This is a genomic window from Kitasatospora sp. NPDC034533 (genome assembly GCF_055575155.1).
This window is the reverse complement of record NZ_JBVITE010000056.1, coordinates 12,868-36,861: the sequence shown is the minus strand read 5'-3', so window position 1 is coordinate 36,861 and position 23,994 is coordinate 12,868. Positions and strand designations below refer to the sequence as shown.

Annotated in this window: 22 protein-coding genes and 1 tRNA gene; 15 read left to right on the top strand and 8 right to left on the bottom strand. The window is 73.6% G+C overall.

The features are described from left to right. Positions 1-126: 126 nt before the first annotated feature. A complete protein-coding gene (locus tag ACZ55U_RS30105) occupies positions 127-1,098 on the top strand; it encodes a sigma-70 family RNA polymerase sigma factor (RefSeq protein ID WP_465531041.1) in 972 nt (323 codons plus the stop codon). A 124-nt stretch (positions 1,099-1,222) separates the two neighbouring features. Next, positions 1,223-1,447 carry a hypothetical protein gene (locus ACZ55U_RS30100; protein WP_465531039.1) on the top strand — a complete coding sequence of 75 codons (225 nt, stop codon included), beginning with the start codon at positions 1,223-1,225 and terminating at the stop codon, positions 1,445-1,447. A gap of 36 nt (positions 1,448-1,483) precedes the next feature. Here the strand turns inward: ACZ55U_RS30100 and mscL are convergent, their stop codons facing one another. The 5 genes from mscL to ACZ55U_RS30075 form a co-directional block, all read right to left on the bottom strand. Beyond that, entirely contained in the window at positions 1,484-1,903 is a 420-nt protein-coding gene (gene mscL, locus ACZ55U_RS30095) for a large conductance mechanosensitive channel protein MscL (RefSeq protein WP_465531037.1), read from the bottom strand. Positions 1,904-1,933: 30 nt separating this feature from the next. Then, positions 1,934-2,206, bottom strand: a complete 273-nt coding sequence (locus tag ACZ55U_RS30090) for a hypothetical protein (RefSeq protein ID WP_465531035.1) — start codon at positions 2,204-2,206, stop codon at positions 1,934-1,936. A 300-nt stretch (positions 2,207-2,506) separates the two neighbouring features. Beyond that, positions 2,507-2,815, bottom strand: coding sequence for an FmdB family zinc ribbon protein (locus ACZ55U_RS30085; protein WP_465531033.1), 309 nt, complete (start codon positions 2,813-2,815; stop codon positions 2,507-2,509). 279 nt (positions 2,816-3,094) lie between these two features. Beyond that, the gene (locus ACZ55U_RS30080; RefSeq protein WP_465531079.1) at positions 3,095-4,372 is read right to left on the bottom strand and encodes an MFS transporter; all 1,278 of its coding nucleotides are present in this window, start codon (positions 4,370-4,372) and stop codon (positions 3,095-3,097) included. Between the two features lie 417 nt (positions 4,373-4,789). Further along, on the bottom strand, positions 4,790-6,274 hold the full coding sequence (locus tag ACZ55U_RS30075) for a potassium/proton antiporter (protein WP_465531031.1): 1,485 nt from the start codon (positions 6,272-6,274) through the stop codon (positions 4,790-4,792). Between the two features lie 240 nt (positions 6,275-6,514). Between ACZ55U_RS30075 and ACZ55U_RS30070 the strand changes: the two genes are divergently transcribed. After that, positions 6,515-9,235 carry a penicillin acylase family protein gene (locus ACZ55U_RS30070; RefSeq protein WP_465531029.1) on the top strand — a complete coding sequence of 907 codons (2,721 nt, stop codon included), beginning with the start codon at positions 6,515-6,517 and terminating at the stop codon, positions 9,233-9,235. A gap of 93 nt (positions 9,236-9,328) precedes the next feature. Here ACZ55U_RS30070 and ACZ55U_RS30065 read toward each other — a convergent pair whose 3' ends face one another. Then, positions 9,329-9,904 carry a 5-formyltetrahydrofolate cyclo-ligase gene (locus ACZ55U_RS30065; protein WP_465531078.1) on the bottom strand — a complete coding sequence of 192 codons (576 nt, stop codon included), beginning with the start codon at positions 9,902-9,904 and terminating at the stop codon, positions 9,329-9,331. 92 nt (positions 9,905-9,996) lie between these two features. Here ACZ55U_RS30065 and ACZ55U_RS30060 point away from each other — a divergent pair, with 92 nt between their 5' ends. The 8 genes from ACZ55U_RS30060 to ACZ55U_RS30025 all read left to right on the top strand — a co-directional run bounded on the left by ACZ55U_RS30060 (position 9,997) and on the right by ACZ55U_RS30025 (position 16,384). Then, positions 9,997-10,917, top strand: a complete 921-nt coding sequence (locus ACZ55U_RS30060; protein ID WP_465531027.1) for a GGDEF domain-containing protein — start codon at positions 9,997-9,999, stop codon at positions 10,915-10,917. Positions 10,918-10,968: 51 nt separating this feature from the next. Next, entirely contained in the window at positions 10,969-11,889 is a 921-nt protein-coding gene (gene galU / locus ACZ55U_RS30055; protein WP_465531025.1) for a UTP--glucose-1-phosphate uridylyltransferase GalU, read from the top strand. Positions 11,890-11,922: 33 nt separating this feature from the next. Then, on the top strand, positions 11,923-13,284 hold the full coding sequence (gene glp, locus ACZ55U_RS30050) for a molybdotransferase-like divisome protein Glp (protein ID WP_465531023.1): 1,362 nt from the start codon (positions 11,923-11,925) through the stop codon (positions 13,282-13,284). Between the two features lie 126 nt (positions 13,285-13,410). Then, a complete protein-coding gene (gene moaC, locus ACZ55U_RS30045) occupies positions 13,411-13,851 on the top strand; it encodes a cyclic pyranopterin monophosphate synthase MoaC (RefSeq protein WP_465531077.1) in 441 nt (146 codons plus the stop codon). Positions 13,852-13,928: 77 nt separating this feature from the next. Continuing rightward, on the top strand, positions 13,929-14,438 hold the full coding sequence (locus tag ACZ55U_RS30040) for a MogA/MoaB family molybdenum cofactor biosynthesis protein (protein WP_465531076.1): 510 nt from the start codon (positions 13,929-13,931) through the stop codon (positions 14,436-14,438). Continuing rightward, a complete protein-coding gene (locus ACZ55U_RS30035) occupies positions 14,435-15,061 on the top strand; it encodes a GNAT family N-acetyltransferase (protein ID WP_465531075.1) in 627 nt (208 codons plus the stop codon). The genes ACZ55U_RS30040 and ACZ55U_RS30035 overlap by 4 nt, the downstream gene beginning before the upstream one ends. 150 nt (positions 15,062-15,211) lie before the next feature. Next, a complete protein-coding gene (sepX, locus tag ACZ55U_RS30030) occupies positions 15,212-16,216 on the top strand; it encodes a divisome protein SepX/GlpR (RefSeq protein ID WP_465531021.1) in 1,005 nt (334 codons plus the stop codon). 94 nt (positions 16,217-16,310) lie between these two features. Continuing rightward, positions 16,311-16,384, top strand: a tRNA-Ala gene (locus ACZ55U_RS30025). 334 nt (positions 16,385-16,718) lie between these two features. Here the strand turns inward: ACZ55U_RS30025 and ACZ55U_RS30020 are convergent. Together ACZ55U_RS30020 and ACZ55U_RS30015 are read right to left on the bottom strand one after the other, a co-directional pair. Beyond that, positions 16,719-17,609, bottom strand: a complete 891-nt coding sequence (locus tag ACZ55U_RS30020; RefSeq protein ID WP_465531019.1) for a peptidase — start codon at positions 17,607-17,609, stop codon at positions 16,719-16,721. Between the two features lie 2 nt (positions 17,610-17,611). Then, positions 17,612-18,934 carry a VWA domain-containing protein gene (locus ACZ55U_RS30015; protein ID WP_465531017.1) on the bottom strand — a complete coding sequence of 441 codons (1,323 nt, stop codon included), beginning with the start codon at positions 18,932-18,934 and terminating at the stop codon, positions 17,612-17,614. A gap of 163 nt (positions 18,935-19,097) precedes the next feature. On the opposite strand from ACZ55U_RS30015, the gene ACZ55U_RS30010 reads away from it, so the two are divergent. The 4 genes from ACZ55U_RS30010 (at position 19,098) to ACZ55U_RS29995 (ending at position 23,942) form a co-directional block, all read left to right on the top strand. Beyond that, entirely contained in the window at positions 19,098-19,949 is an 852-nt protein-coding gene (locus ACZ55U_RS30010) for an ATP-binding cassette domain-containing protein (protein WP_465531015.1), read from the top strand. Next, positions 19,946-20,632: an ABC transporter gene (locus ACZ55U_RS30005; RefSeq protein WP_465531013.1), complete on the top strand. Its 687-nt coding sequence runs from the start codon at positions 19,946-19,948 to the stop codon at positions 20,630-20,632. The genes ACZ55U_RS30010 and ACZ55U_RS30005 overlap by 4 nt, the downstream gene beginning before the upstream one ends. Positions 20,633-20,905: 273 nt before the next feature. Then, positions 20,906-22,396 carry an APC family permease gene (locus tag ACZ55U_RS30000; protein WP_465531011.1) on the top strand — a complete coding sequence of 497 codons (1,491 nt, stop codon included), beginning with the start codon at positions 20,906-20,908 and terminating at the stop codon, positions 22,394-22,396. A 127-nt stretch (positions 22,397-22,523) separates the two neighbouring features. Then, positions 22,524-23,942 (top strand): glycosyltransferase 87 family protein, encoded by a 1,419-nt coding sequence (locus ACZ55U_RS29995; protein WP_465531009.1) that lies wholly within the window; start codon positions 22,524-22,526, stop codon positions 23,940-23,942. Positions 23,943-23,994: the final 52 nt, after the last annotated feature.

Sequence of the window (23,994 nt, the reverse complement as noted above, 5' to 3'; positions counted from 1 at the left end):
GCGACTTGGGAATGTTGTCCGGATTCTGTTCGTTGGATCGTTACGTGTGAGCCCCCAGGGGCCCGCACTTCTTGCCCTCGCGGGGCAGGCAGGCAGACCTCGGCAACATCAGCAAAGGGAGCAAGCATGGCCACCCGTGCCGTCGTTCGCGACAGGGCCGACCGGAGTCGCGCGGCCCGCCCGACCAACCTCGAAGCCGACCGCGACCTGGTCGGCATGTACCTCGACGAGATCGCCAGGACGCCCCTGCTCGATGCTGCCGAGGAGGTCGAGCTCTCGCTGCGGATCGAGGCCGGTGTGTACGCCCAGCACCTGCTGGAGGAGGGCGGACTCCCCGAGGGCGTCACGCGCGAGGAGCTGGAGGCGATAGCCGCCGACGCCGAACGCGCCAAGGACGTCTTCATCCGCTCCAACCTCCGGCTCGTCGTTGCCGTCGCCCGGCGCTACCCGCGCAGCGGCCTTCCCCTGTTGGACCTCATCCAGGAGGGCAACGCGGGCTTGGTGCGCGCCGTCGAGAAGTTCGACTACGCCAAGGGATTCAAGTTCTCCACGTACGCGACGTGGTGGATCCGCCAGGCGATCACCCGGTCTATCGCGGACCAGTCCCGCACCATCCGGCTGCCCGTCCACCTGGTGGAGGAGCTGGGGCGGATCCGGCGGGTCCAGCGGGAGAAGTCCAAGGAGCTGGGCCGCGAGGCGGAGCCGGCCGAGATCGCGGCCGAGCTGGACACCACCGAGGCCCGGATCAAGGACGTGCTGGACTGGGCGCGTGACCCGGTCAGCCTCAACATGTCGGTGGACGACGAGGGCGAGACCCAGTTCGGTGACCTCGTCGAGGACACCGGGGCCACGTCCCCCGAGGACGCCGTGATGGTCATGCTCCGCCGGGAGGAGCTGGACGGCCTGATCGGGCGATTGGACGACCGCACGGCCTCGATCATCCGCTCCCGGTACGGGATGGAGGACGGCCGCGAGCGCACCCTCACCGAGGTGGGCAAGCAGCACGGCCTCACTCGTGAGCGGATCCGCCAGATCGAGAAGCACGCGCTGGCCGAGCTGAAGAAGATCGCCGACCACGCGGGCTTCGAAGCCGCCTGACGTACCGCCGGCCCAGCGGTCGAGCCCTCATCGGGCCCCGGCGCGGAACGCTCCGCACCGGGGCCCGAGGCGTGCCGCGGGGCTCTTAGGCTGGAGGTAAGGGACGAACGACGGAGTGGACAGCGTGAGCGAGCAGGGACGGGAAGAGAACCAGGACGAGGGACGGGGCGAGGCCCGGGAGCCGCGGAAGGCCGCCGCCAAGGCCCGGCTGGTCTTCCGGGACCCGTTGGACCAGCAGTCCAGGGACGACACCGACTCCGGCTGGGGCGACCGCCCCGGCGGGGCGGAGGGCGGTGGACGGGGGCTGGACTGGTACCTGAGCCAGCGCCCGCCGCACCACGGGGACTGAGGGACGCGGAACGGGGGGCGGGGCGGCGCCGGTCGGTCAGCGCAGCGGCGCGACGAGCGCGTCGCGGATCTCGGTCAGCAGTTGCACCTCCTTGGCCTCGGCCTCCGCCGCCTCCTCGGCGACGGTCTTGCGGTGCGCCGCCAGCTTGTTCATGGGCACGATCAGGACGTAGTAGACGAAGGCGGCGGTGATCAGGAACTGGAGCGCGGCGCTGAGCACCGACCCCCACAGGATGAGGATTCCGGACGTGACCTCACCGGCCGGTCCGACCGCGCAGGGCCCTCTGAGGCAGGAGCTGTAGGAGGCGAGGTCCTTCGGCCCGAACGCGCCGACGATCGGATTGATCACGCCCTTGACGAAGGCGTTGACGATGTTGGTGAAAGCCGCGCCGATGACCACGGCCACGGCGAGTTCGACGACATTTCCACGCAGCAGGAATTCCTTGAAGCCCTTCATGCCGCCTCGAACGACGAAGCCGTTTCCGGGTTACGGGTGATCTTCCGTGGCGCCGGATTGACAACCCGTCCGGCCCAGCGAGCCCCCCGAGGGCGGCGGCAGTCCGGCCCGCGCCGGCCCCAGCGCCAGCGCGGCCGCCACCGCGAGCAGCACCAGCGCGGGCGCCCCGGCCCGCCGCCGCACCGCACTGCGCCAGCGGTGCCACCCGCCGCAGCCGCGCCGGATCGGCGGGAAGCTCGGCAGCTCCTGCCGGGGCGGCACGGTGGGCGCGGGCAGGGGGAGGGAGAAGTTGGCGGTCGTCATCGGGATGCCTCCGGGGTGTCGGCGACCCGGCCCCTCGCGGACCGGATGACCCACACGATGGGCGTTCCCGGAGAACTCGGAAAGCGCTTTCCCCAGGCCTGTGGAAAACCCGGCCCTGTGGATAACTTCGTACACTCACATGGGTGAGTTCGGTTCGTCCGAATTGACGAGGGTCGGTGGTGCTCGACGCGGACCCCGCCACGGGCACGCGGAAAGGCCCGCCACCCCCGCGTGGAAGCGGGGCCGACGGGCCTGCCCGTGGTCTGCGGAGCGTCCGGGGCGGTGCCCCGGCGCCGGAGGTCAGCTCGCGGCCGGAGCCGGGCTGGACGACGAGGCCGAGGAGCCGGAGCCCGACGACGAGGTGCTGGTGGACGAGGAGGCGGGCGTCGAGGAGGCGGCCGACGACCCGGCGCCCACCGAGCTGCTGGAGGACGAGCGGCTGTCGGTCCGGTAGAAGCCGGAGCCCTTGAACACGACGCCCACGGCCGAGAAGACCTTGCGGAGCCGTCCCTGGCAGTCGGGGCACGTGGTCAGCGCCTCGTCGGTGAACTTCTGCACCGCCTCCAGGCCGCTGCCGCACTCGGTGCACTGGTACTGGTACGTGGGCACTTGTCTTCCTCCTGGCACTCTCGCCTGATGAGTGCTAACGATGGTCAATGATGCGGCATTCCGCGGGATCAGTCCAGCGACTCCGGTGTGAGATGGACCGGGCCCGGCCGCCGGACCGCCGTCCTACCGGCCGCCGGACCGCCGTCCTCCCGGCCCCCGGACCCCGGTCCTTCCGCCCCCGGACCGCCCCCCGCTCAGCCGTTGACGGCGCTCGGCCGCTGACCCCGCTCAACCGCTGACGGCGCTCGACAGCTGAGCCTGCTCGGCCGCTGACCCCGCTCAGCCGTTGGCCGCGCCCACCAGCCGCTCCGCGCCACCTCGCGCCGCGGAGCCGGAGCCGGAGCCGGAGTCGGAGCCGGAGGCCGAACCGCCCTTCGGCGCCACCAGCAGGTGCCGCAGCGAGGCCAGCGCGACCAGCCCCAGCCCGGCCCCGACCACCGGCACCAGGAACCCGGCCGAGGGCCCGTGCCCGTCGATCAGCCGGCCCGCGGCCATCGAACCGGCCGCCAGCCCCAGCCCGATCGCGCCGGTCAGCCAGGTGAAGGCCTCCGTCTTGGCCCCGTCCGCGACCAGCGTCTCGACCAGGGTGTAGCCGCTGATCAGGGTCGGTGCGATGGCCAGCCCGCAGACCAGCCCGGCCGCGCTCAGCGCCACCAGGTTGGGCATCGCCCACAGCGTCGAGCAGCCGAGCACCAGCAGCGAGTAGCTGATCAGCATCCGCTGCTGCACCGGCCGCCGCCAGGCGACCATCCCGTACAGCACGCCGGCCAGCATCGAGCCGCCGGCGAAGATCCCGTACACCGTGCCGCCGGCGGCGTGCTGCCCGACCGAGTCGGCGAAGGCGTTCACCGAGACCTGGGTGCCGCCGAAGACCGCGCCGACCCCGAGGAAGGCCCCGGCCAGCAGCCGGACACCGGGGGAGGCGAGCGCCGAGGCTCGCTTGGCGCCGGGCCGCGGCACGATCCGGGCCGGGGCGGTGCGTCGCTGGGCGGCGAAGGCCAGGCCGCCGACGAGGGTCAGCGAGGCCTCGGCGACCAGGGCGGTGGCCGGGTTGGCCAGCGCGGCGATGCCGGAGGCCAGGATCGGGCCGATCACGAAGGTGAACTCGTCCGTCACGGACTCGAAGGCGAACGCGGTGCCCACCCGGGCCGCCGAGGCCTCGGAGGGGCCGTCCGCGGAGAGCCTGGCCACCCAGCGGGCCCGGACCATCGCGCCGACCTGCGGCACGCTGGCACCGGCCGGGACGGCCGCCAGGCACAGGCTCCAGACCGGCGCGTGGCCGAGCGCGAGCGCGATCAGCAGGCCGACCGAGGCCGCGTGCACCAGGACGGTCGGGACGAGCACCGCGGCCTGACCGTACCGGTCGGCGAGCCGCCCGGTCTGCGGCCCGATCAGGGCCTGGGCGACGGCGGCGACCGCGGTGACCGTACCGGCGGTGCCGTACGAGCCGTGGGTCTGGGTGACGAGCAGCAGGATGCCCATGCTGAGCATCGCGTACGGCAGCCGCGCGACGAGGGCGGGGGCCAGGAAGGTCCAGGCTCCCGGTGTGCGCAGCAGCTCGCCGTACCCGACGCGGGCGGGGGCCTCGGGGGCCGGAGCTGCGGTGGTGGCCGCGGTGTCCGCGGCGGTGTCGACCGTTCGGCGCGCCGTCACGGTCGGTCCTTCCTGCTGCCTGGTAGCGCGGCAGGGCATGGGGGAGCCCCGACGGCGCCGAGAGTCGTCCTCTCGCGCGTCGACCGGGGTAGATACCGGGTCGGTCCGGCGTGGTGGCCGGAGGCCGGACCGCGGCCGCCGAGCGGTCGCGCCAACTCTGCGTCAGGCAGATGCTGGGGTGGTCTTCGGTGGTCATACGGCGTGTTCGAACCAGCATACAGGGGTGGGCGAACGTCGGGTTACGCGCGTAGACGCCAGCGGTGGAGCCCGTCCCGGCGAGGGGGACCACCCGCTCGCCGGGACGGGCCGGCGGCCCGCCGCTCACCGCCCGTTCAGCCACCCGGCGAGCTTGCCGCCCTTGTCGACGGCCCGCAGCCGCCGCTCCGCCGCCTCGCCGACCTCGTCCGTCGTGACCACCAGCAGTTCGTCCCCGCCGCGCAGCATCGTCGTCCTGTCCGGCACGAAGGAGTTCCCCTCGCGCACCACCAGGGTGACCGCCGCGCCCTTGGGCAGCCGCAACTCGCTGATCTCCACGCCGGACATCCGCGAGGTGGGGGAGAGCGCGACCGACAGCAGGTGCCCGTGCAGCTTCTCCAGCGGCGCGGACTCGATGCCCAGGTCCTGGCCCATCGCGCCCTCGCCGATCCGCAGCCGCTTGGCGACCCAGGGCAGGGTCGGCCCCTGGAGCAGGGTGAAGACGACGACCAGGATGAAGACGATGTTGAAGACGTCCTCGGCCTTGTGGGCGCCCGACACCACCGGGATGGTGGCCAGCACGATGGGCACGGCCCCGCGCAGCCCGGCCCAGCTCAGCAGTGCCTGCTCGCGCGCGGGCACCTTGAACGGGGTCAGCGAGAGCATCACCGAGAGCGGCCGGGCCAGGAAGACCAGCACCCCGCCGATCACCAGCGCGGGCACCACCGCGTCGCCCATGGACGAGGGCGTGACGAGCAGGCCGAGCAGCACGAACATGCCGATCTGCCCGATCCAGGCCAGTCCGTCGGCGAAGCCCCGCACGGCCGGGCCGTGCGGCAGCTTGGAGTTCCCGAGCACCACCGCGCTGATGTAGACGGCGAGGAAGCCGGAGCCGTGCAGCAGCGCGCCGCCGGCGTACGCGAGCACGGTGAGGGCCATCACGGCGATCGGGTAGAGGCCCGAGGAGGGCAGCGCGACCTGCTTGAGCCCGTAGGCGCCTATCTTGCCGACGGCGAGGCCTATCGCCGCGCCGATCGCCAGCTCGGCGACGATCGTGCCGAGCAGCACGTACCAGGAGTCCAGCTCCCCGGTGGTGGCGAAGGCGACGACCATGATGACCACGGGGGCGTCGTTGAAGCCGGACTCGGCCTCCAGCAGGCCGGTGAGCCGGTGCGGCAGCGGGACCATCCGCAGCACCGAGAAGACGGCGGCCGCGTCGGTCGAGGAGACGATGGCGCCCAGCAGCAGCGAGGTCCGCCAGTCCAGGCCGACCAGCCAGTGGGCGCCGGCGGCGGTGGCGAACACGCTGACGCCGACGCCGACGGTGGCGAGCACGGTCGCGGCCGGCATCACCGGCTTGATCTCGCGCCAGCTGGTCTTGAGGCCGCCCTCGGCCAGGATCACCACGAGCGCCGCGTAGCCGAGCACCTGGGTGAGCTCGGCGTTGTTGAAGGTGATGCCGATCCCGTTCTGGCCCAGTGCGACGCCGATCCCCAGGTAGATCAGCAGGCTGGGCAGCCCTGATCGGGTGGAGAGGCGGACGGCACCCACCGCGAACAGCAGGATCACGGAGGACTCGAGCAGGAGCTGGTTCAGATGGGAGACGTTCACGCAGGGGCACCTCGGGCAGGCAGGGGCGGGCGGGGTGTCTGGCGGAGCTGTGGGCTGACCCGTTAAGAAGTCGTCAATACTCCCCTTGCGGATCGTTACGCAGTCTAACATTTTGCCATATCTTTAGCTTGGTCCCCCGTTCACGGTGCGCGGTCGACTCGGCCTAATGTGGTGCCCTGCCGGGGTCGCAGGCCCTGGACACGCCCCGCCCGCCCCGAAGTCAGGACCGCAAGGACCCAGATGCCCCGCTCGAAGAAGTTCCGGCGCGCCCGTCTGATCGTGATCGTGCTGGTCGTGCTGCTGGTGGCCGGCGCCGGCTACGGCGGCTACCGCGGGGTCACCGCGGTCCGCGCCTCCTTCCCGGAGGTCGACGGCAGCGTCAAGGTGGCGGGCCTGAGCGCGCCCGTCGACGTCAAGCGGGACGCCAACGGCATCCCGCAGCTGTACGCCGACACCTCCGAGGACCTGTTCCGCGCCCAGGGCTACGTCCAGGCGCAGGACCGTTTCTGGGAGATGGACGTCCGCCGGCACATCACCGCGGGCCGGCTCTCCGAGATGTTCGGCGACGGCCAGGTGGACACCGACGCCTTCATCCGCACCATGGGCTGGCGGCAGGTGGCGCAGAAGGAGTTCGACACCAAGCTGTCCCCGGAGACCAAGAAGTACCTCCAGGCGTACTCGGACGGCGTGAACGCCTGGCTCGCCGAGCACCCCGGCGGTGCGCAGGCCTCGCTGGAGTACTCGCTGCTCGGGGTCGTCAACGGCGGCTACAAGCCCGAGCAGTGGACCCCGGTCGACTCGGTGGCCTGGCTCAAGGCGATGGCCTGGAACCTCTCCGGGAACCTCCAGGAGGAGGTCGACCGCTCGCTGCTGGCCCAGGACTTCGGCCCGGACAAGATCGCCGAGCTGTACCCGGACTACCCGTACGCCCGCAACGGCACGATCGTGAAGACCGGCACCGTGGCGGGTGACGCCTACCGCCCCGCCGACGGCTCCCCGCAGTCCGGCGCGGCCCCCGGCACGGGCGGCACCACCCAGGGCGCGGCCGCCACCAAGGCGGTGCTCCAGGGCCTGACCGACCGGATCGACTCGATGCCGCAGCTGCTCGGCCGCCCCGGCCAGGGCATCGGCTCCAACTCCTGGGTGGTGGCCGGCTCGCACACCACCACCGGCAAGCCGCTGCTGGCCAACGACCCGCACCTGGGCCCCGGCCTGCCCTCGGTCTGGTACCAGATGGGCCTGCACTGCCGGACCAGCTCCCCGGCCTGCCAGTTCGACGTCTCCGGCTTCACCTTCGCGGGCATGCCCGGTGTGGTGATCGGCCACAACCAGGACATCGCCTGGGGCTTCACCAACCTCGGCGCCGACGTCACCGACCTCTTCCTGGAGAAGGTCACCGGCCCGGACACCTACCAGGTGGACGGCAAGGACGTGAAGTTCGACCTCCGCAAGGAGACCATCAAGGTCGCCGGCGGGGAGGACCGCACCATCACCGTCCGCACCACCCAGACCGGCGCCCCGCTCATCTCCGACCAGAGCACCGAGCAGCAGAACGTCGGCAAGTACGCCCCCAACGGCACCTCCGCCCCCGACCGCGGCACCGGCGGCTACGGCGTCGCGCTCCAGTGGACGGCGCTGAGCCCCGGCAAGACCATGGACGCCGTCTTCGAGCTGGACAAGGCGAAGAACTGGGACGAGTTCCGCGCCGCCGCCAAGGACTTCAACGTCCCCGCGCAGAACCTGATCTACGCCGACGCCAAGAACATCGGCTACCAGGCCCCGGGCGTCATCCCGGTCCGCGGCAAGGGTGACGGCACCCTCCCCGCGCCGGGCTGGGACTCCGCCTACCAGTGGAAGGACCCGATCCCCTTCAGCGCGCTGCCGTGGAGCCTCAACCCCTCGGCCGGCTACATCGTCACCGCCAACCAGGCCGTGGTGGACCCGAGCTACAAGTACAGCCTGACCAAGGACTGGGAGTACGGCACCCGCGCCAAGGAGATCACCGACCAGATCGAGGGCCTGCTCAAGAACAACGGCAAGATCTCGCCGGACGACATGCAGACCCTCCAGCTGGACAACACCAGCGTGATGGCCAAGACGCTGGTCCCGCTGCTGCTCAAGCAGCAGATCGACGACCCGTACGTGCGCGAGGCCCAGGACCTGCTGAAGGACTGGAACTTCCACCAGGACGCCGACTCCGCGGCCGCCGCCTACTACAACGGCGTCTGGCGCCAGCTGCTGACCCTGGCCTTCGGCCAGAAGTTCCCGGCCGACCTGCGGGCCAAGGACAACTGCCTGCTGGCCCGCCGGCAGGACGACCCGACCAAGCCGGACAGCGCCACCAAGATCGTCACCGAGTGCGGCACCCGTGACCCGGGCAAGGCCCAGCCGGACGGCGGCGACCGCTGGACCGAGGTGGTGCGCCAGCAGCTGGAGAAGCCCGACAGCTCGTGGTGGACGTACATCGACGACCAGCACAAGGAGCAGAAGGGCCTGGACAACCTCCTCAAGGAGGCGATGAAGGACGCCCGCCAGGAGCTGACCTCGCTGCTCGGCAAGGACGTCTCCACCTGGAGCTGGGGCCGCCTGCACAAGCTGGAGCTGCGCGAGCAGACCCTCGGCACCGACGACTCCTCGATCGCCTCCGGCGCGGTGCACAAGCTGCTCAACCGCGGTCCGTACCGGCTCTCCGGCGGCTCGGCGGCGGTCGACGCGGCCGGCTGGAACGCGGCGGCCGGCTACCAGGTCGACTGGATCCCCTCGATGCGCATGGTGGTCGACCTGAACGACCTGGACGCCTCGCGCTGGGTCAACGTCGGCGGCGCCTCCGGCCACGCCTTCCACGACAACTACAACGACCAGACCGACGTCTGGCTCAAGGGCAAGCTCCTGACCTGGGCCTACTCGCCGGACGCGGTCGAGAAGGCGACCAAGCACAAGCTGGTGCTCACCAGCGGCTGACGCCCGTACGGCCCCGAGCCACCGGCGGCCCCGTTCCCGCAGGGGGCGGGGCCGCCGCTGTACCCGGACGGGCACGCGCGGCCGGGCCCGCGCTCAGCCGAGTTCGCGCACCCCCGAGGGCAGCACCACCAGGTCCACCGCGCGGTCGTGGGGCTCGGCCGGCACCCGCTCCAGCAACTCGTGCTCGTACAGCAGCACCGCCAGCACCGGCCGCGCGCCCGCCCGGGCCAGCCGCTCCAGCACCCGGTCGTAGCTGCCGCCGCCCCGGCCCAGCCGCAGCCCGGAGCGGTCCACCGCCAGGCCCGGCAGCAGCACCACGGCGGCCTCCGTCACCGCCTGCGGCCCCAGCCGGGGGCCGACCGGCTCCAGCAGCCCGCGCCCGGCCGGGGCCAGCGTGCCGGGCCCGGCGTACTCGGCCCAGTCCAGGTCGTTGTCCGCCAGCAGCACCGGCAGCAGCACCCGCACCCCGCGCGCCCGCAGCGCGTCCAGCAGCGGACGGGTCCCGGGCTCGGCGCCCACCGAGACGTACGCGGCCACCGTGGCGCCCGGACCGGCCAGCTCCCCGGCGTGCCCGGCCAGTCCCTCGGCCGCGGCGGCCCGCTCCTCGGCGGTCAGCGCGCGGCGTTCCGTCAACAACCGTGTCCTCAGGCCACTCTTCTCGTTGTGCATCCGATCGCCGTGCATCCGGTCCTCCTGGTCTCCGCACCCCTGGTCCCCGCACCACCGACGCGCAGAGCCTGACACGCGAAAGGGCGCCCCCGTTGACCACCCCGCTGCTGGTCCAGTCCCTGGCCGCACTGAGCGTCCCCGCACTGGCCGGCGCCACCGCCCTCGGACTGCGCGGACGGCGGGAGCGGACCGTGGCCGCCGCCGGGGCCGAGCGGTTGCGCGGGCGGATCGCCGAACTGGAGGAGCGCTGCGCCGAACTGGAGCGCACCGCCTCCTGCGACCCGCTCACCGGGGTGTGGAACTACCGCCACCTCCAGCTCACCCTGGACCGGGAGATCGAACGCGCCCGCCGCGCCGAGCACACCGAGCAGACCGACGGCCCGCGCCCGCTCGCCGTGCTGATGCTCGCCATCACCGGCTTCGACGCGGTCGTCGCCGAGCACGGCCGGGGCCGGGCGGGCGCGGTGCTGCGCGACCTCGCCCAGCGGCTCGCGATGGAGATCCGCCGGGCCGACACCCTCGGCCGCTACGGCGGCGAGGACTTCCTGGTGGTGCTGCCGGACACCGGCGCCGAGGGCGCCGCCCAGGTCGCCGAACGGCTGGTCTGGTCGGTCCGCCGGCACCTGCTGCTGGACTGGTCCTCCGGCCCGCGCGAGGGCCGCCCCGCCGCCGGCAACGGACTCACCGCCGCCTGCGGCATCGCCGTCCTGCCCGAGGACGGCACCCACGCGGCCGTCCTGCTGCGCGCGGCGGACGCGGCGCTCGCCGCGGCCCGGGCGGCCGGCGGCGACTGCTGGCGGCTCCCGGCCGGGCACCCGGGGGAGGCGGGACGCCCCCGAACCGACCGCTGTGAGCAGGCCGTCCAGGGCCCCGATCACGCTCCGGGCGGTGAACATGAGCGTTCCGCGCAGCCCGGTAGTCTGTCGGCCTGTGCCGGCAGGCCCCCTCTCGACCAGCCGGTCGCGACCCATCCGGCCGCCACTGCGGTCGGGCCCCGCGACGTGCTGTCCTAGCCGTCCGACGGCGCCCGGCCGGGCGAAAACATGCCTGAGTAAGGTAAACGCATGACGACGACCAACTCCCGAATGCCGGTGACCAAGGCCGTGGTGCCCGCGGCCGGACTGGGCACCCGGTTCCTTCCGGCGACAAAGGCAACCCCGAAGGAGATGCTCCCGGTCGTCGACAAGCCGGCGATCCAGTACGTCGTCGAGGAGGCGTCCGCCGCCGGCCTCTCCGACATACTGATGGTCACCGGGCGCAACAAGCGGGCCCTGGAGGACCACTTCGACCGCGCGTACGAGCTGGAGGAACTGCTGGTCCGCAAGGGCGACGAGCAGCGCCTGGCCCGGGTCCGCGAGTCCGTCGAGCTGGCCAACATGCACTACGTCCGCCAGGGCGACCCCAAGGGCCTCGGCCACGCCGTCTCGGTCGCCGAGCAGCACGTCGCCGGCCAGCCCTTCGCCGTCCTGCTCGGCGACGACCTGATCGACCCGCGCGACCCGCTGCTCTCCCGGATGATCGAGGTGCAGCAGGAGCTCGGCGGCTCGGTCGTCGCCCTCATGGAGGTCGACCCCGCCCAGATCCACCTCTACGGCTGTGCCGCCGTCAAGGCGAACGGCTTCGGCGACGACGTCTTCCAGGTGACGGACCTGGTCGAGAAGCCCGAGCCCGGCGAGGCCCCGTCCAACTACGCCGTGATCGGCCGTTACGTCCTCGACCCGCTGGTCTTCGAGGTGCTGCGGGAGACCCCGCCCGGCCGCGGCGGCGAGATCCAGCTCACCGACGCCCTGCGCGAGCTGACCACCCGTGAGACGGCGGACGGCGGCCAGGTGCACGGCGTGCTCTTCAAGGGGCGCCGCTACGACACCGGCGACCGCGCCGACTACCTGCGCGCTATCGTCCGACTGGCCGCCGAACGCGAGGACCTCGGCCCGGAGTTCCGCTCCTGGCTGCGGGAGTTCGTCGGCACCGAGATGCAGGACTGACGCAGGACGACCACGACAGAGAGCGAGCCGCCGATGACCGGGTCCACCGAGCACAGCACCACGCCCAGCGCCTGCTGCGACGCCGGAACGGACCCGGCACCGGCGGCCGCGCGCCTGTGGACCGTGGACGAGCACCTCGCCGACGTGCTGGCCGAGGTCGGCCCGCTGCCCGCGATCGAGCTCCCGCTGCTCGACGCCCACGGCTGCCGGCTCGACGAGGACGTGACCGCCGAGGGCGACCTGCCGCCCTTCGACAACAGCTCGATGGACGGCTACGCGGTCCGCACCGCCGACACCGAAGGCGCCACCGATGTCTACCCGTCGGTGCTCCCGGTGGTCGGCGACATCGCGGCCGGCGCCGGAGAGCTGCCCAGGGTCGGGCCCGGCCAGGCCGCCCGGATCATGACCGGCGCCCCGCTGCCGCCCGGCGCCCAGGCCGTCGCCCCGGTCGAGTGGACCGACGGCGGCACCGGCACCGGCGTGGCCGCCGCCGCGATGACCCCGCCCGTCCCGGACGAGGAGGTCCGCGTCCTGCGCCCGGTCGCCGAGGGCGCGCACATCCGCCGCCGCGGCAGCGACGTCACGGCCGGCACCACCGTCCTGGAGGCCGGCACCCGGCTCGGCCCCACCCAGCTCGGCCTGCTCGCCGCGATCGGCCGGGCCACCGTGAAGGTCCGCCCGCGCCCCCGGGTGGTGGTGCTGTCCACCGGCAGCGAACTGGTCCAGCCCGGCGAGCCGGTCGGCCCCGGGCAGATCGCCGACTCCAACAGCTTCACCCTCACCGCGGCCGCCCAGGAGGCCGGCGCCATCGCCTACCGGGTCGGCGCCGTCCCGGACGACGCCGAGCGGCTGCGCGCCGTCCTGGACGAGCAGCTCGGCCGGGCCGACCTGATCGTCACCAGCGGCGGGGTGAGCGTCGGCGCGTACGACGTGGTCAAGGAGGTCTTCGAGAGCTACGGGGGCGCGGCCCGCGGCGCGGCCGCCAGGGTCGAGTTCCGGAGGCTGCGGATGCAGCCCGGCAAGCCCCAGGGCTTCGGCCGGATCGGCGGCGCGGCCGGGGTGCCGCTGCTCGCCCTGCCCGGCAATCCGGTGAGCGCCTACATCTCCTTCGAGCTCTTCGTCCGGCCGGTCATCCGCACCATGCTCGGCGCCGCCGACGTGCACCGCCCGGTCGTCCGCGCGCTCTGCCCGGTGGCACTGCGCTCCCCGGCCGGCCGGCGGCAGTTCCTGCGCGGCCGCCACTCGGCGGCGGAAGGCACCGTCGAGCCGGTCGGCGGCGCCGGATCCCACCTGGTCGGGGCACTGGCCCGGGCGAACTGCCTGATCACCGTTCCCGAGGGCGTCACCGAACTGCCCGCCTGCAGCGAGGTGGACGTGGTGTTGCTGGACTCCTGATCGGTCCGCCGGCCGGGGAACGGTACGGTAGCGCGGTATTCGACCTGCTCGCCCCTGGAGTTACCCGTGACGACACCTCCCCCCGGCGACCGCCTCACCCACGTCGACGACCAGGGCGCGGCCCGGATGGTCGACGTCTCCGAGAAGGCCGCCACCGCGCGCACCGCCGTGGCGGCCGGCCGGGTGCGGGTCTCCCCGCAGGTGGTCGCGCTGCTGCGCGGTGAGGGGGTGCCCAAGGGCGACGCCCTCGCGGTGGCCCGGATCGCCGGGATCATGGGCGCCAAGAAGACCCCGGAGCTGATCCCGCTCTGCCACCCGATCGCGGTCTCCGGCGTCAAGGTGGACCTCGCGGTCGCGGACGACGCGGTCGAGATCACCGCCACCGTGAAGACCTCCGACCGCACCGGCGTCGAGATGGAGGCGCTGACCGCCGTGGCGGTGGCCGGGCTGACCGTCGTCGACATGGTCAAGGCGGTGGACAAGGGCGCCACGATCGAGTCGGTCCGGGTGCTGAGCAAGACCGGCGGCAAGAGCGGCGACTGGTCCGCCCCGGAGGTGGACGCGTGACGGCCCCGGCCGCGGGGGACCCGGCCGGGCGGGCCCCGGGCGGGAGGGCGCCGGCCAGGAATCCGGCCGGGAGGGCGCTGGCCGTCACCGTCTCCAACCGGGCCTCGGCCGGGGTCTACCAGGACAAGGGCGGCCCGCTGCTGGTGGCCGGCCTGACCGCGATGGGCTTCACTGCGGACGGCCCCCGGGTCGTCCCGGACGGCGAACCGGTGGAGACCGTGCTGCGCGAGGCCGTCGCGGCCGGCTACGACGTGGTGCTGACCACCGGCGGCACCGGCATCTCGCCCACGGACCTCACCCCCGAGATGACCGCCCGGGTGATCGACCGCCAGGTGCCCGGCATCGCCGAGGCCATCCGCGCGTACGGCCGGGAGAAGGTGCCGACCTCGGCGCTCTCCCGCGGGCTGGCCGGGCTCGCCGGACGTACCCTGATCGTCAACCTGCCGGGCTCGACCGGCGGCGTCAGGGACGGCCTGGCCGTCCTGGAGCCGCTGCTCGCCCACGCCGTCGACCAGCTCGGCGGCGGGGACCACCCCCGGCCCGACGCCCCGGGGACCGGGGCTCCAGCATCCGGGAGAGGGCACTGAACGCCGGCTGGCCGGTAGAGCTCCACGAGGGGGAGGTCGTGCTGCGCCCGATCCGGGTCCGCGACCAGCGCGAGTGGCAGGAGGTGAGCCGCCGCAACCGGGACTGGCTGCGCCGCTGGGAGGCCACCGTGCCGCCCGGCCCGGCCGGCCGGGCCGCCGGCCCCCGGCCGACCTACCGGCAGATGGTCCGCTTCCTGCGCGGCGAGGCCTCGGCCGGCCGGATGCTGCCCTTCGTCGTGGTGTACCAGGGCCGGCTGGTCGGCCAGTTGACCGTCGGCGGGATCACCTGGGGATCGATGTGCTCGGCGAACGTCGGGTACTGGGTGGACGAGTCGGTGGCCGGCCGGGGCATCATCCCGACCGCCGTGGCGCTCGCGGTGAACTACTGCTTCCACACGCTCGGACTGCACCGGATCGAGGTCTGCATCCGCCCGGAGAACGGCCCGAGCCGACGGGTGGTGGAAAAACTCGGCTTCCGTTCGGAGGGAATCCGTCCGCGCTATCTCCACATCGACGGCGACTGGCGGGACCACCTCGTCTACGCGTTGACCGCCGAGGAGGTCCCGGAAGGGGTGCTGGCCCGCTGGCGAGCGCTCAGTTCCGGCCGTCGGCCGGGTAATTGAATATATGTTCGAATAAAATATCGATATGGCATCACCGCGACGCCGGACCACCACAAATACCGGCAAAATAGTCGGAGAATCAGCTTGATCACACGACACGCCGCGCCAAATTGCTGCCAGCCCTTCCCCACCGCCCGTACGGTGTGAATCGTGAGCAGTAGCGGCCTTATCTACGCCGTCATCGTAGGGGCCTGGGCCGCCTATCTGGTGCCGATGTGGCTCCGCAGGCAGGACGAACTCAACGAGGCGCGCCCGACGGAACGCTTCAGCACCGCCATCCGCCTGCTGGCCGGGCGTTCGGCGCTGGAGCGGCGGGCAGCCCGGGCCCTGGGCGACGAACCGCGTGACGACGAGCAGAGCAACGACGGTCCTCCCGAACGGGACGAGGCCGTCTCCGGCGACCCCGCGGGGGAGCCCGAACCCCCGGCGCCGCAGCGTCCGGCCGAGCGGCCGGCCCCCGAGCCGAGGGTCGGCAGCGAGCGCCGGGCGCGGCTGCTGGCCCGCCGGCGCCGGATGGTGACCGTCCTCTTCCTGTCCTTCGCGCTCGGAGCGGTGGTCGCCGCGGTGGCCGGACTGGCCTTCCTCTGGGTCCCGGCGGTCCCGGCGCTCCTCCTCACCCTGTACATCGGCCACCTGCGCAAGCTGGAGCGCCAGCGGTACGAGGTGAAGCTCGACCGGGTCCGGGCCGCCCAGGCGGCCGAGCGGCTGCGCAAGCGCGAGCAGCAGCGGGCCGCCGCCCCGGCTGCCGACGCGGCCCCGGCCGAGGCCCCCGCCGGGGCTGAGCCCGCCCCGGCCCCGCCCGCCGAGGAGCGGGCGGCCCGCCGTCCGCACCTGAGGCTGGCGGTCGACCCGGAGCAGGCCACCGTCGTGGTGCCCTCCGCCTCCGCGGTGGCCGAGGCGACCGAGCACGAGGAGTGGGTCGACGGCATGCGCGAGCGCGGTGCGGCCGGTCCGGACTCCTGGGAGCCGGTGCCCGTCCCGCTGCCGACGTACGTGACCGCTCCGGTCGCCCCCAGGGTCTCCCGGGGCCTCGACCTGTCGGCGCCCGGCACCTGGACCGCCGGCCGCCCCACGGAGTCCCGCAACACCCCGCTGTTCGACCAGTACGCCGAACCGCAGGCCCCCGAGTCGCGCCCGCGCGCGGCCAACGAATGACCTGGGGTCCACCCCGGGCCACCCCCCGACCAGCACCGCGATCCGGGGGGTGGTCACAGACCCCCTCCGAAAGGTGCTAGAGTTTCTTCTCGTTGGGGCTGTGGCGCAGTCCGGTAGCGCACCTCGTTCGCATCGAGGGGGTCAGGGGTTCGAATCCCCTCAGCTCCACCCAACGGATCGGCTCCGGCCGGTCGACGAAATCCCCCGGGAGTTGACCCCCGGGGGATTTCGCGTTTCGGGGGCCGGTTCGAATCGTCCGTCGTTTCCGAGGGGCGACTGTGGGGTGGATCACATCGCCTTTCCGGGCCCGTTTCTGACGCGGGTTGGGACTCGGAGGGTCCGGCCCCCTGATCCGGGTGGCCGCCCGTCGGTTCGCGGCGCTCCCCGTGCCGGCCGCGCGGGCCCGGCGGGAGCGCGCCGCGCGGCCGGTCCCGGACAGGCCGGAGGGGCCGGCCGGAACGGCGTCCGGACGGCCCCTCCAGGGGTTTTCGCGGGGTGTTCCTCAGGGGCGGTCCGAGCCGGCGTAGTGGCCGCTCGGGTGGGAGCCCTGGGACGGGACGGCGCCGTAGTGGCCGGGGCGGTGGCCGCGCGGGTGCCGGGTCAGGTTGTAGCCGAGGACGCCGGCCAGCGCGGCCAGGCAGCCGCCGCCGATCGTCCAGTACCAGCGGCTGTTCCAGCCGGAGAACCAGCCGGTGTACCAGTGCTCCTCCTGCGCCACCGGGGCGGCCGCCTTGGCCGTGCCGGCGCCGCCGCCGGCCGGCGGGACCAGCGGGGCCTTCAGCTCGCCGCCCTCCGGCTGGGCGTTGTCGGCGTCGCCCTTGGCGGTGACGTGCAGCCGGACCGAGGAGGCCAGACCGAGGTCCGGCTGCGGGACGTCGCTGACCGACAGCCGCACGTAGTAGGTGCCGGGCAGCGGGTCGCCGGACCACGGCTCGGCCCAGGTGCGGACCTCGCGCAGGGTGCAGTCCAGCGCCAGCGTGGTGGCGCTCTGCTCGGCGGTGGCGTTCTGGGTGCCGGCGGTGCACGACTGGCGGCGGCGCAGCCCGTCGAAGACCTCGACGGACCAGGTCTGCGGGCCGTGCCGGTCGGCCGAGGGGGCCAGGTTGACGGTCAGGCCGACCGTCGGGGTCTGGCCCTCGGAGGCGCCGAAGGCCCAGTAGAGGTAGTCGCCGGTGGAGACGGCGACGTTGGCGTCCTGGCCCGGGGAGAGGTTGACCGCGGTCAGGAAGGAGGTGCCGGCCTTGGTGACGGGCGCCGGGGTGCCGCTCGCGCTGGCCGAGGGGGACGGCGAGGCGGCGGGGGCCGCCGAGGCCGCCGGGGCGCCCAGGGCGGCGAGGGCCAGGGCGGGCAGCAGGGCGAGGGCGGCGAGGGCGCCGCGGATCGTCGTACGCATGGTCAGTTCTCCCGCCAGACGGAGATGCGCCAACGGGCGATCCAGCCGAAGACCAGACCGAAGGCCAGTCCGGCCAGGGTGAGGGTGAGCAGCAGGATCCAGCCGCGGCCGAGGCCCATCGCGGCGCCCTCGGGGGCGGGCGAGGAGGAGGCCAGGTCGACGGTCAGCTCCAGCGGCAGGCCGGGGTCGGCCTGGACGCCGGCCTGCGGGGCCAGCGAGTTGCTGACGACCAGGCAGACGGTCGTCTCCGGCTTGGCGCTGGGCGAGGCGGTCGGGCTCGCGGTGACGTAGCCCTTGGAGTCGTTCGTGGACCAGCGCAGACCGGTGGAGACGACGTCGGTGCGGCCGCTGCCGGCGTCGGTGCCGCGGACCAGCTCCTGGCCCGCCGCGCTGGTGGCCTGGAGCAGCACTCCGTAGTCCCTGGCCACCGGGCGGTCGAGGGCGACGCTGACCGAGGCGCGCAGCTCCTGGCCGGACTTGACCGGGACCTTGTAGACGCGGTGCTCGGAGAACTTCTCGCGGTCGGTGTAGACGCCTGGGGCGAGCACCGGGGCGTTCTCGCACTTGTCGGTGCCGGTGGTCTTGACCGGGGTCACCGTGTAGGTGTCGTTGGAGCGGTCGACCAGCTGCTTCACCTTGTCGGTGAGCTGCTCCTGGGTGCGGACGTCGGTGTAGGTGCCGCCGGTCGCGTTGGCGATGCAGAGCAGCTGCTGGCGGGTCTTGTCGTCGTGGGCCAGTCCCAGGGTGTCGACGACCAGGTGGATGCCCTGGGAGGCGAGCTCGCGGGCGACGTCACAGGGGTCGGGCGGGGTGCAGGTGTCCTCGCCGTCGGTGATCAGCACGACCCGGCGGGTGGTCTCGCCCTTGCCGAGGTCCTGGGCGGCTCCGCGCAGGGCCAGGCCGATCGGGGTGAAGCCGGTGGGCCGCAGGGTGGCGACGGCGGTCTTGGCCTCGACCTTGTCGGTCTTGCCGACCGGGTAGAGCTGCTTGGTGTCCAGGCAGCCCTGGGTCTTGTCGTTGCCGGGGTAGGTCGCGCCCAGGGTGCGGATGCCGAACTCGGTCTCCGGGGGCAGCGCGTCGATCACCTCGTTCAGCGACTGCTGGGCCACCGCGATGCGGCTCTTGCCCTGGATGTCCGCCTCCCGCATGGAGCCGCTGACGTCCAGGACGAGGTCGACCCGGGGGGCCTCCTTGGTGGCGGGAGCGGCTCCGGCTGATGGTTCGTCGGCGTGGGCGGGCAGGCCGAGGAGCAGCGAGGCGCCCGTTATCGCCAGGGCCGCCAGCAGGCTGCCGAGCCTGGTCTGTGGTCGTCGTCCGGTATTCACCCGTCGATCCTAGGGAGCATCAGTTCGCGGTGGCGAAACGAGTCCGGATCGTGCCTCGATCCGCTCGGTGGTGAACTCCGGCGTGCGGCAGCGCAATTCGCTCACGCCGTCCTTACCGGCGGTGGATAGCCTTCCGTGCACAACGGAGCGGACTGGGGGCGCGATGGAGCTGGCGGCGGTCGGCAAGCGGTACGGCCGGCGGGGGCGGTGGATCCTGCACGGGGTCGATCTGGCGCTCGGGCCCGGCGAGTTGGTGCGGATCGCCGGGTCCAACGGGAGCGGCAAGTCGACGCTGCTGCGGCTGGCCGCCGGGATCGAGCGGCCGAGCACCGGGCGGGTGAGACGGCCAGGCCCGGTGGCGTACGTGCCGGAGCGGTTCCCGCCGGCGCTGCCCTTCGACGCCGCCTCCTACCTGCTGCGGGTGGGCCGGGTGCACGGGCTGTCGGCGGAGGGGGCGCGGCGGCGGGCCGGGGAGTGGCTGGACCGGTTCGGCATCGCGGACCGGGCGGGCACGCCGCTGAGCCGGCTGTCGAAGGGCACCTGCCAGAAGGTCGCGGTCGCCCAGGCGCTGCTGCCGCGGGCGCGGGTGCTGCTGCTGGACGAGGCCTGGACCGGGCTGGACCCGCAGGCCCGGGCGGTGCTGGACGAGGCGGCGGCCGAGCGGGCGGCGGAGGGCGGCACGGTGCTGTTCGTCGACCACGACCCGGCCCGGCTGGCCGGGCTGACCAGTGCGGCGTACCGGGTCGGTGCGGACGGCGCGCTGCGGCCGGTCGAGGTGGAGGCGGTGGAGCCGGTGGCGGACGGTCCGGTGATGGAGGTCGAGGTGGACGTCCCGGACGGTGCCCCGCTGCCCGCGCGGCTGCCCGGCTCGCCGGAGGTGACGGCGCTGGCCGGGACGGCGGTGCGGCTGGCCGTGCCGGCCGCGCACTCGGACGCGCTGCTGCGCCGGCTGCTGCTGGGCGGCCCGGCCGTCCGGGTGCTGGCGGTGCGGCGGCGGGCGGAGGGCGGGCGGTGACGGCGCGGATCGGTTCGCTCACCCGGTACCACCTGGAGCTGCTGCTGCGCTCGCACGCCTGGCTGCCGCCGTTCCTGGCGTACGCGCTGCTGCTGGTGATCGGGGTGACGGCGGGTGATCCGCTGCTGGGCGGCCTCGGCTTCGGCGCGGGGGTGCTGCTGCCGGTGAGCGCCTGGTACGTGCGCGGCGCGCTGAGCGCGGAGCCGCCGGCCTCGCGGGCCTGCCTGGTGGCGGCGGCGGGGCCGGTCCGGGTGCACCTGGGCGCGCTGCTGGCGGCGCTCACGGTGTCGCTGGTGCTGGCGGTCGGCCAGGTGGCGGCGGTGTGGTGGACCAGCGGGCCGGTGGCCGATCCGGGGGCGCGCCGGGAACCGGGGGCCGGGGAGGCGGTGCTGGCCGGGCTGGCGGCCTCGGTGGTCTGCGTGCTGCTGGGGGTGCTGGCCGGGGCGCTGGCCCACCGGCCGGTGCTGGTCCACGCGCAGTACGGCATCCCGGCGGCGCCGGCGCTGGCCACGCTGCTGCTGGTGGTGCCCGCCTCGCCGGCCAACGCGGCGGTGCGGGGCCTGGTGTCGGCGGCCCGGACCGGTGAGGTCGCGGTGCCCTGGGGGAGCCTGCTGGCCGCGGTCGGGCTGCTGGCCGCGGCCGGTGGCGGGGTGGCGGCGCTGGCCGGACGGCGGGCGGGGTGAGGGTGCCCGGGCGGTCCGGACGGTGACGGACGCGCCGGGGCGGGTGGTCCGTACACCCGTGCCGCCCGGCACGCCACGCCGACGTTTCGATCAGAAACGGTCCGACTTGTGCATTGTTATGCATTCATCCGTACAATGAACCGATTGGGACTGTTCGTTTGCGATACCGGTGCTTTCGACGGGTACTGCCCCACGTTCGTTCGGTTGGTCCCCGATGACACCCCGTGGCAGGGCTGCCGACGCACCCTCCCCCCGCCCAGAAGGACCGCGGTTTTGGCCAGCAACACCCTCGGCGCGCGTCTGCTGCGACGCAAGCCCGTCTCGACCCTGATCGCCGAGACCGAAGGCAAGGACGTCCCCCCGGGCGGAGCGCCCGAGGAGGGCGGGCGCTCCGGCATCCACCTGCGCCGCTCGATCGGCCTGTGGCAACTGTCCTCGATCGGCATCGGCGCCACCATCGGCACCGGCATCTTCTTCGTGCTGAACACCGCCGTGCCCTCGGCCGGACCGGCCGTCATCCTGTCCTTCGTGATCGCCGCCGTCACCGCCGGGCTCACCGCGCTCTGCTACGCCGAGATGGCCTCCGCGATCCCGGCCTCCGGCTCCTCCTACTCCTACGCGTACGCCACCCTCGGCGAGGGCGTGGCCTTCGGCGTCGGCGTCTGCCTCTTGATGGAGTACGGCGTCTCCGCCTCCGCGATCGCGGTGACCTGGGCCGAGTACCTGAACAAGTTCTTCGGCCTGGCCTTCGGCTTCACCATCCCCGAGGAGCTCTCCGGCGCGCCGGACGCCACCCACTGGTTCAACCTGCCGGCGCTGCTGCTGGTCGCCATGGTCTGCGTGCTGCTGATCCGCGGGGTGAGCGAGTCCGCCAAGGTCAACGCGGCGATGGTGGCCACCAAGATCGTGATCCTGCTGATGTTCGTCTGCGTGGCGCTCACCGGCTTCCACTCCGGCAACCTGACCCCGTTCATGCCGCTCGGCATCGGCGGCGTCCAGATCGCGGCCTCCAGCATCTTCTTCTCGTTCATCGGCCTGGACGCCGTGTCAACCGCCGGCGAGGAGGTCAGGAACCCGCGCCGCACCCTGCCGCTGGCGATCATCATCTCGCTGGTCGTGGTGACCCTGCTCTACATCCTGGTCGCCCTGGCGGGCATCGGCGCCCAGCCGTGGACCAAGTTCGAGGGCCAGGAGGCCGGCCTCGCCCAGATCCTCCAGGACATCACCGGCCAGAGCTGGCCGGCGATCCTCTTCGCGATCGGCGCGATCGTCTCGATCTTCAGCGTCACCCTCGTGGTGATCTACGGCCAGACCCGCATCCTGTACTCGATGGGCCGCGACGGCATGCTGCCCAAGCGCTTCGCCGAACTCTCCCCGCGCACCGGCACCCCGGTCTGGAACACCGTCGTGGTCGGCCTCGGCGTGGGCGCGCTGGCCGCGTTCATCCCGCTGCGGGTGCTGGCCGACATCACCAGCCTCGGCACGCTGGTGGCCTTCTCGGTGGTCTCGATCGGCGTGATCGTGCTGCGCCGCACCCAGCCCGACCTGCCGCGCGGCTTCAAGGTGCCCGGCTACCCGGTCGTCCCGCTGATCAGCGTCGGCTTCTGCGTCTACCTGATCACCGGCCTGCACGCCGACACCTTCCGGGCCGGGGCGATCGCCCTCGCGGTGGCCCTGGTGGTGTACTTCGGCTACAGCATCAAGCACTCCCGGTTGGAGCGGCCGGAGCAGCCCGCCGTCCCCACGGACAGCGCCGCGGGCTGACCCCCGGACGAATTCCGGAGGAAGGGCCGCCGACCGCCGCGGCGGCCGGCGGCCCTTTCACGCCATCGCCAGTCCGGTGTCCGTCGTCGTGGCGACACGGCCCGGCCCCCACCCCTAACCTTCCATCATGGTGAGCACCCGCACGCCCGGCCACTCCCGCCCGCGCGGCCGCATCACCGGCCGCGGCAGGACGCCGGCCCCGACCTCAGCGACCGAGGCGTCGTCCGGCCCCGGACGCCGGCCGCGCGGTTTCTCCGTCCGGCGGTTCCCCCGCCAGCGCGTCGAGAGCACCTTTCCGCCCACGCCCGATCGGCTGAACTCCACCCGGCTCGCCACGCTCGCCTCGACGCGGACCGTCCAACTGCTCGGCTGCCTGGTCGCGGCGGGATGGGCGGCCGCCTTCCCGCTCGTCTCCGACCTGCCCAACCAGCGGCTCTGGGGGCTGGTCGCCGCCCCCGCCTACGCCCTGGCCGGCGTGCTCTGCCTCATCCTGCCGCGCCGCCACGCGGCCCGCGCCGCCGCCTCGGTCGCCCTCCTCGGGGCCGTCCTGGTACCGCTCGGACTGCTCGCCCTGCACGGCCGCCACCAGTCCGAGGTGATGGTGGTCGAACGCTCGGCCCACCTGCTGCTCACCACCGGCACCCCGTACCTGCCGCACCCGGTGGTGGTCACCGACTACAACCCGTACCTGCCGGCGATGTCCCTGTTCGGGATGCCGAGGCAGTTGCTCGGCGACTCCACCGCCTTCGCGAGGGTCGCCGGGGACGCCCGGATCTGGTTCGCGCTGACCTTCCTCGCCTGCCTGCTGGCCGCCTGGCGGCTGCTGCGGCCGTCCAGGGACCGGGCGCCGCTGCTGCCGCTGGCCGTCCTCACCGCCTCGCCGCTGATCGCGCTCGCCCTGGTGGTCGGCGGGGTGGACCTGCCGCTGATCGGGGTCTGCTGCCTGGCCATGGCGCTCGCCGAACGGGACCGCACGGTCGCCGCCGGACTGGTGCTCGCCCTGGCCTGCACCCTGAAGTGGACGGCCTGGCCCGCGCTGCCGGTGGCCGTCCTGCTGCTCTGGCGGCTGTACGGGCGGCGGCCCGCGGCCCGGACCGCGCTGATCGGCGTCGGGGTGAGCGCGGCGGTGATCCTGCCCGCCGCGCTCACCCGGGCGGACGCGCTGCGCGAGCAGGTGGTGCGCTTCCCGCTCGGGATGACGGCGATCCGCACCCCGGCGGGCAGCCCGCTGCCGGGCAAGGTGCTGGCCGGCTTCGGGCCGACCGGCCACGCGATCTCGCTGTCGCTGATGACGATGGCCCTGATCGGGGTGGCGATCTGGCTGCTGGCCAGGCCGCCGGTCTCCGCGATCGCCGCGGCCGACCTGCTGGCCGCCGGGCTCGCGATCGCCTTCATGCTGGCCCCCGCCGGACGCTTCGGGTACCTGGCGCTGCCGGTGGTGCTGATGATCTGGCCCCGGCTGGCGGCCCGGCGCCGGAGCAGCCGGCGCCCGGTGCGGCTCGGTCCGGTGCGGCGGCGGCCGCTGCCCGCGCTGCCGAGGAGCTGACGGGGAGCCCGGAACGCCGCGGCCCGCCCTGCCGGGAGGCGAGGGCGGGCCG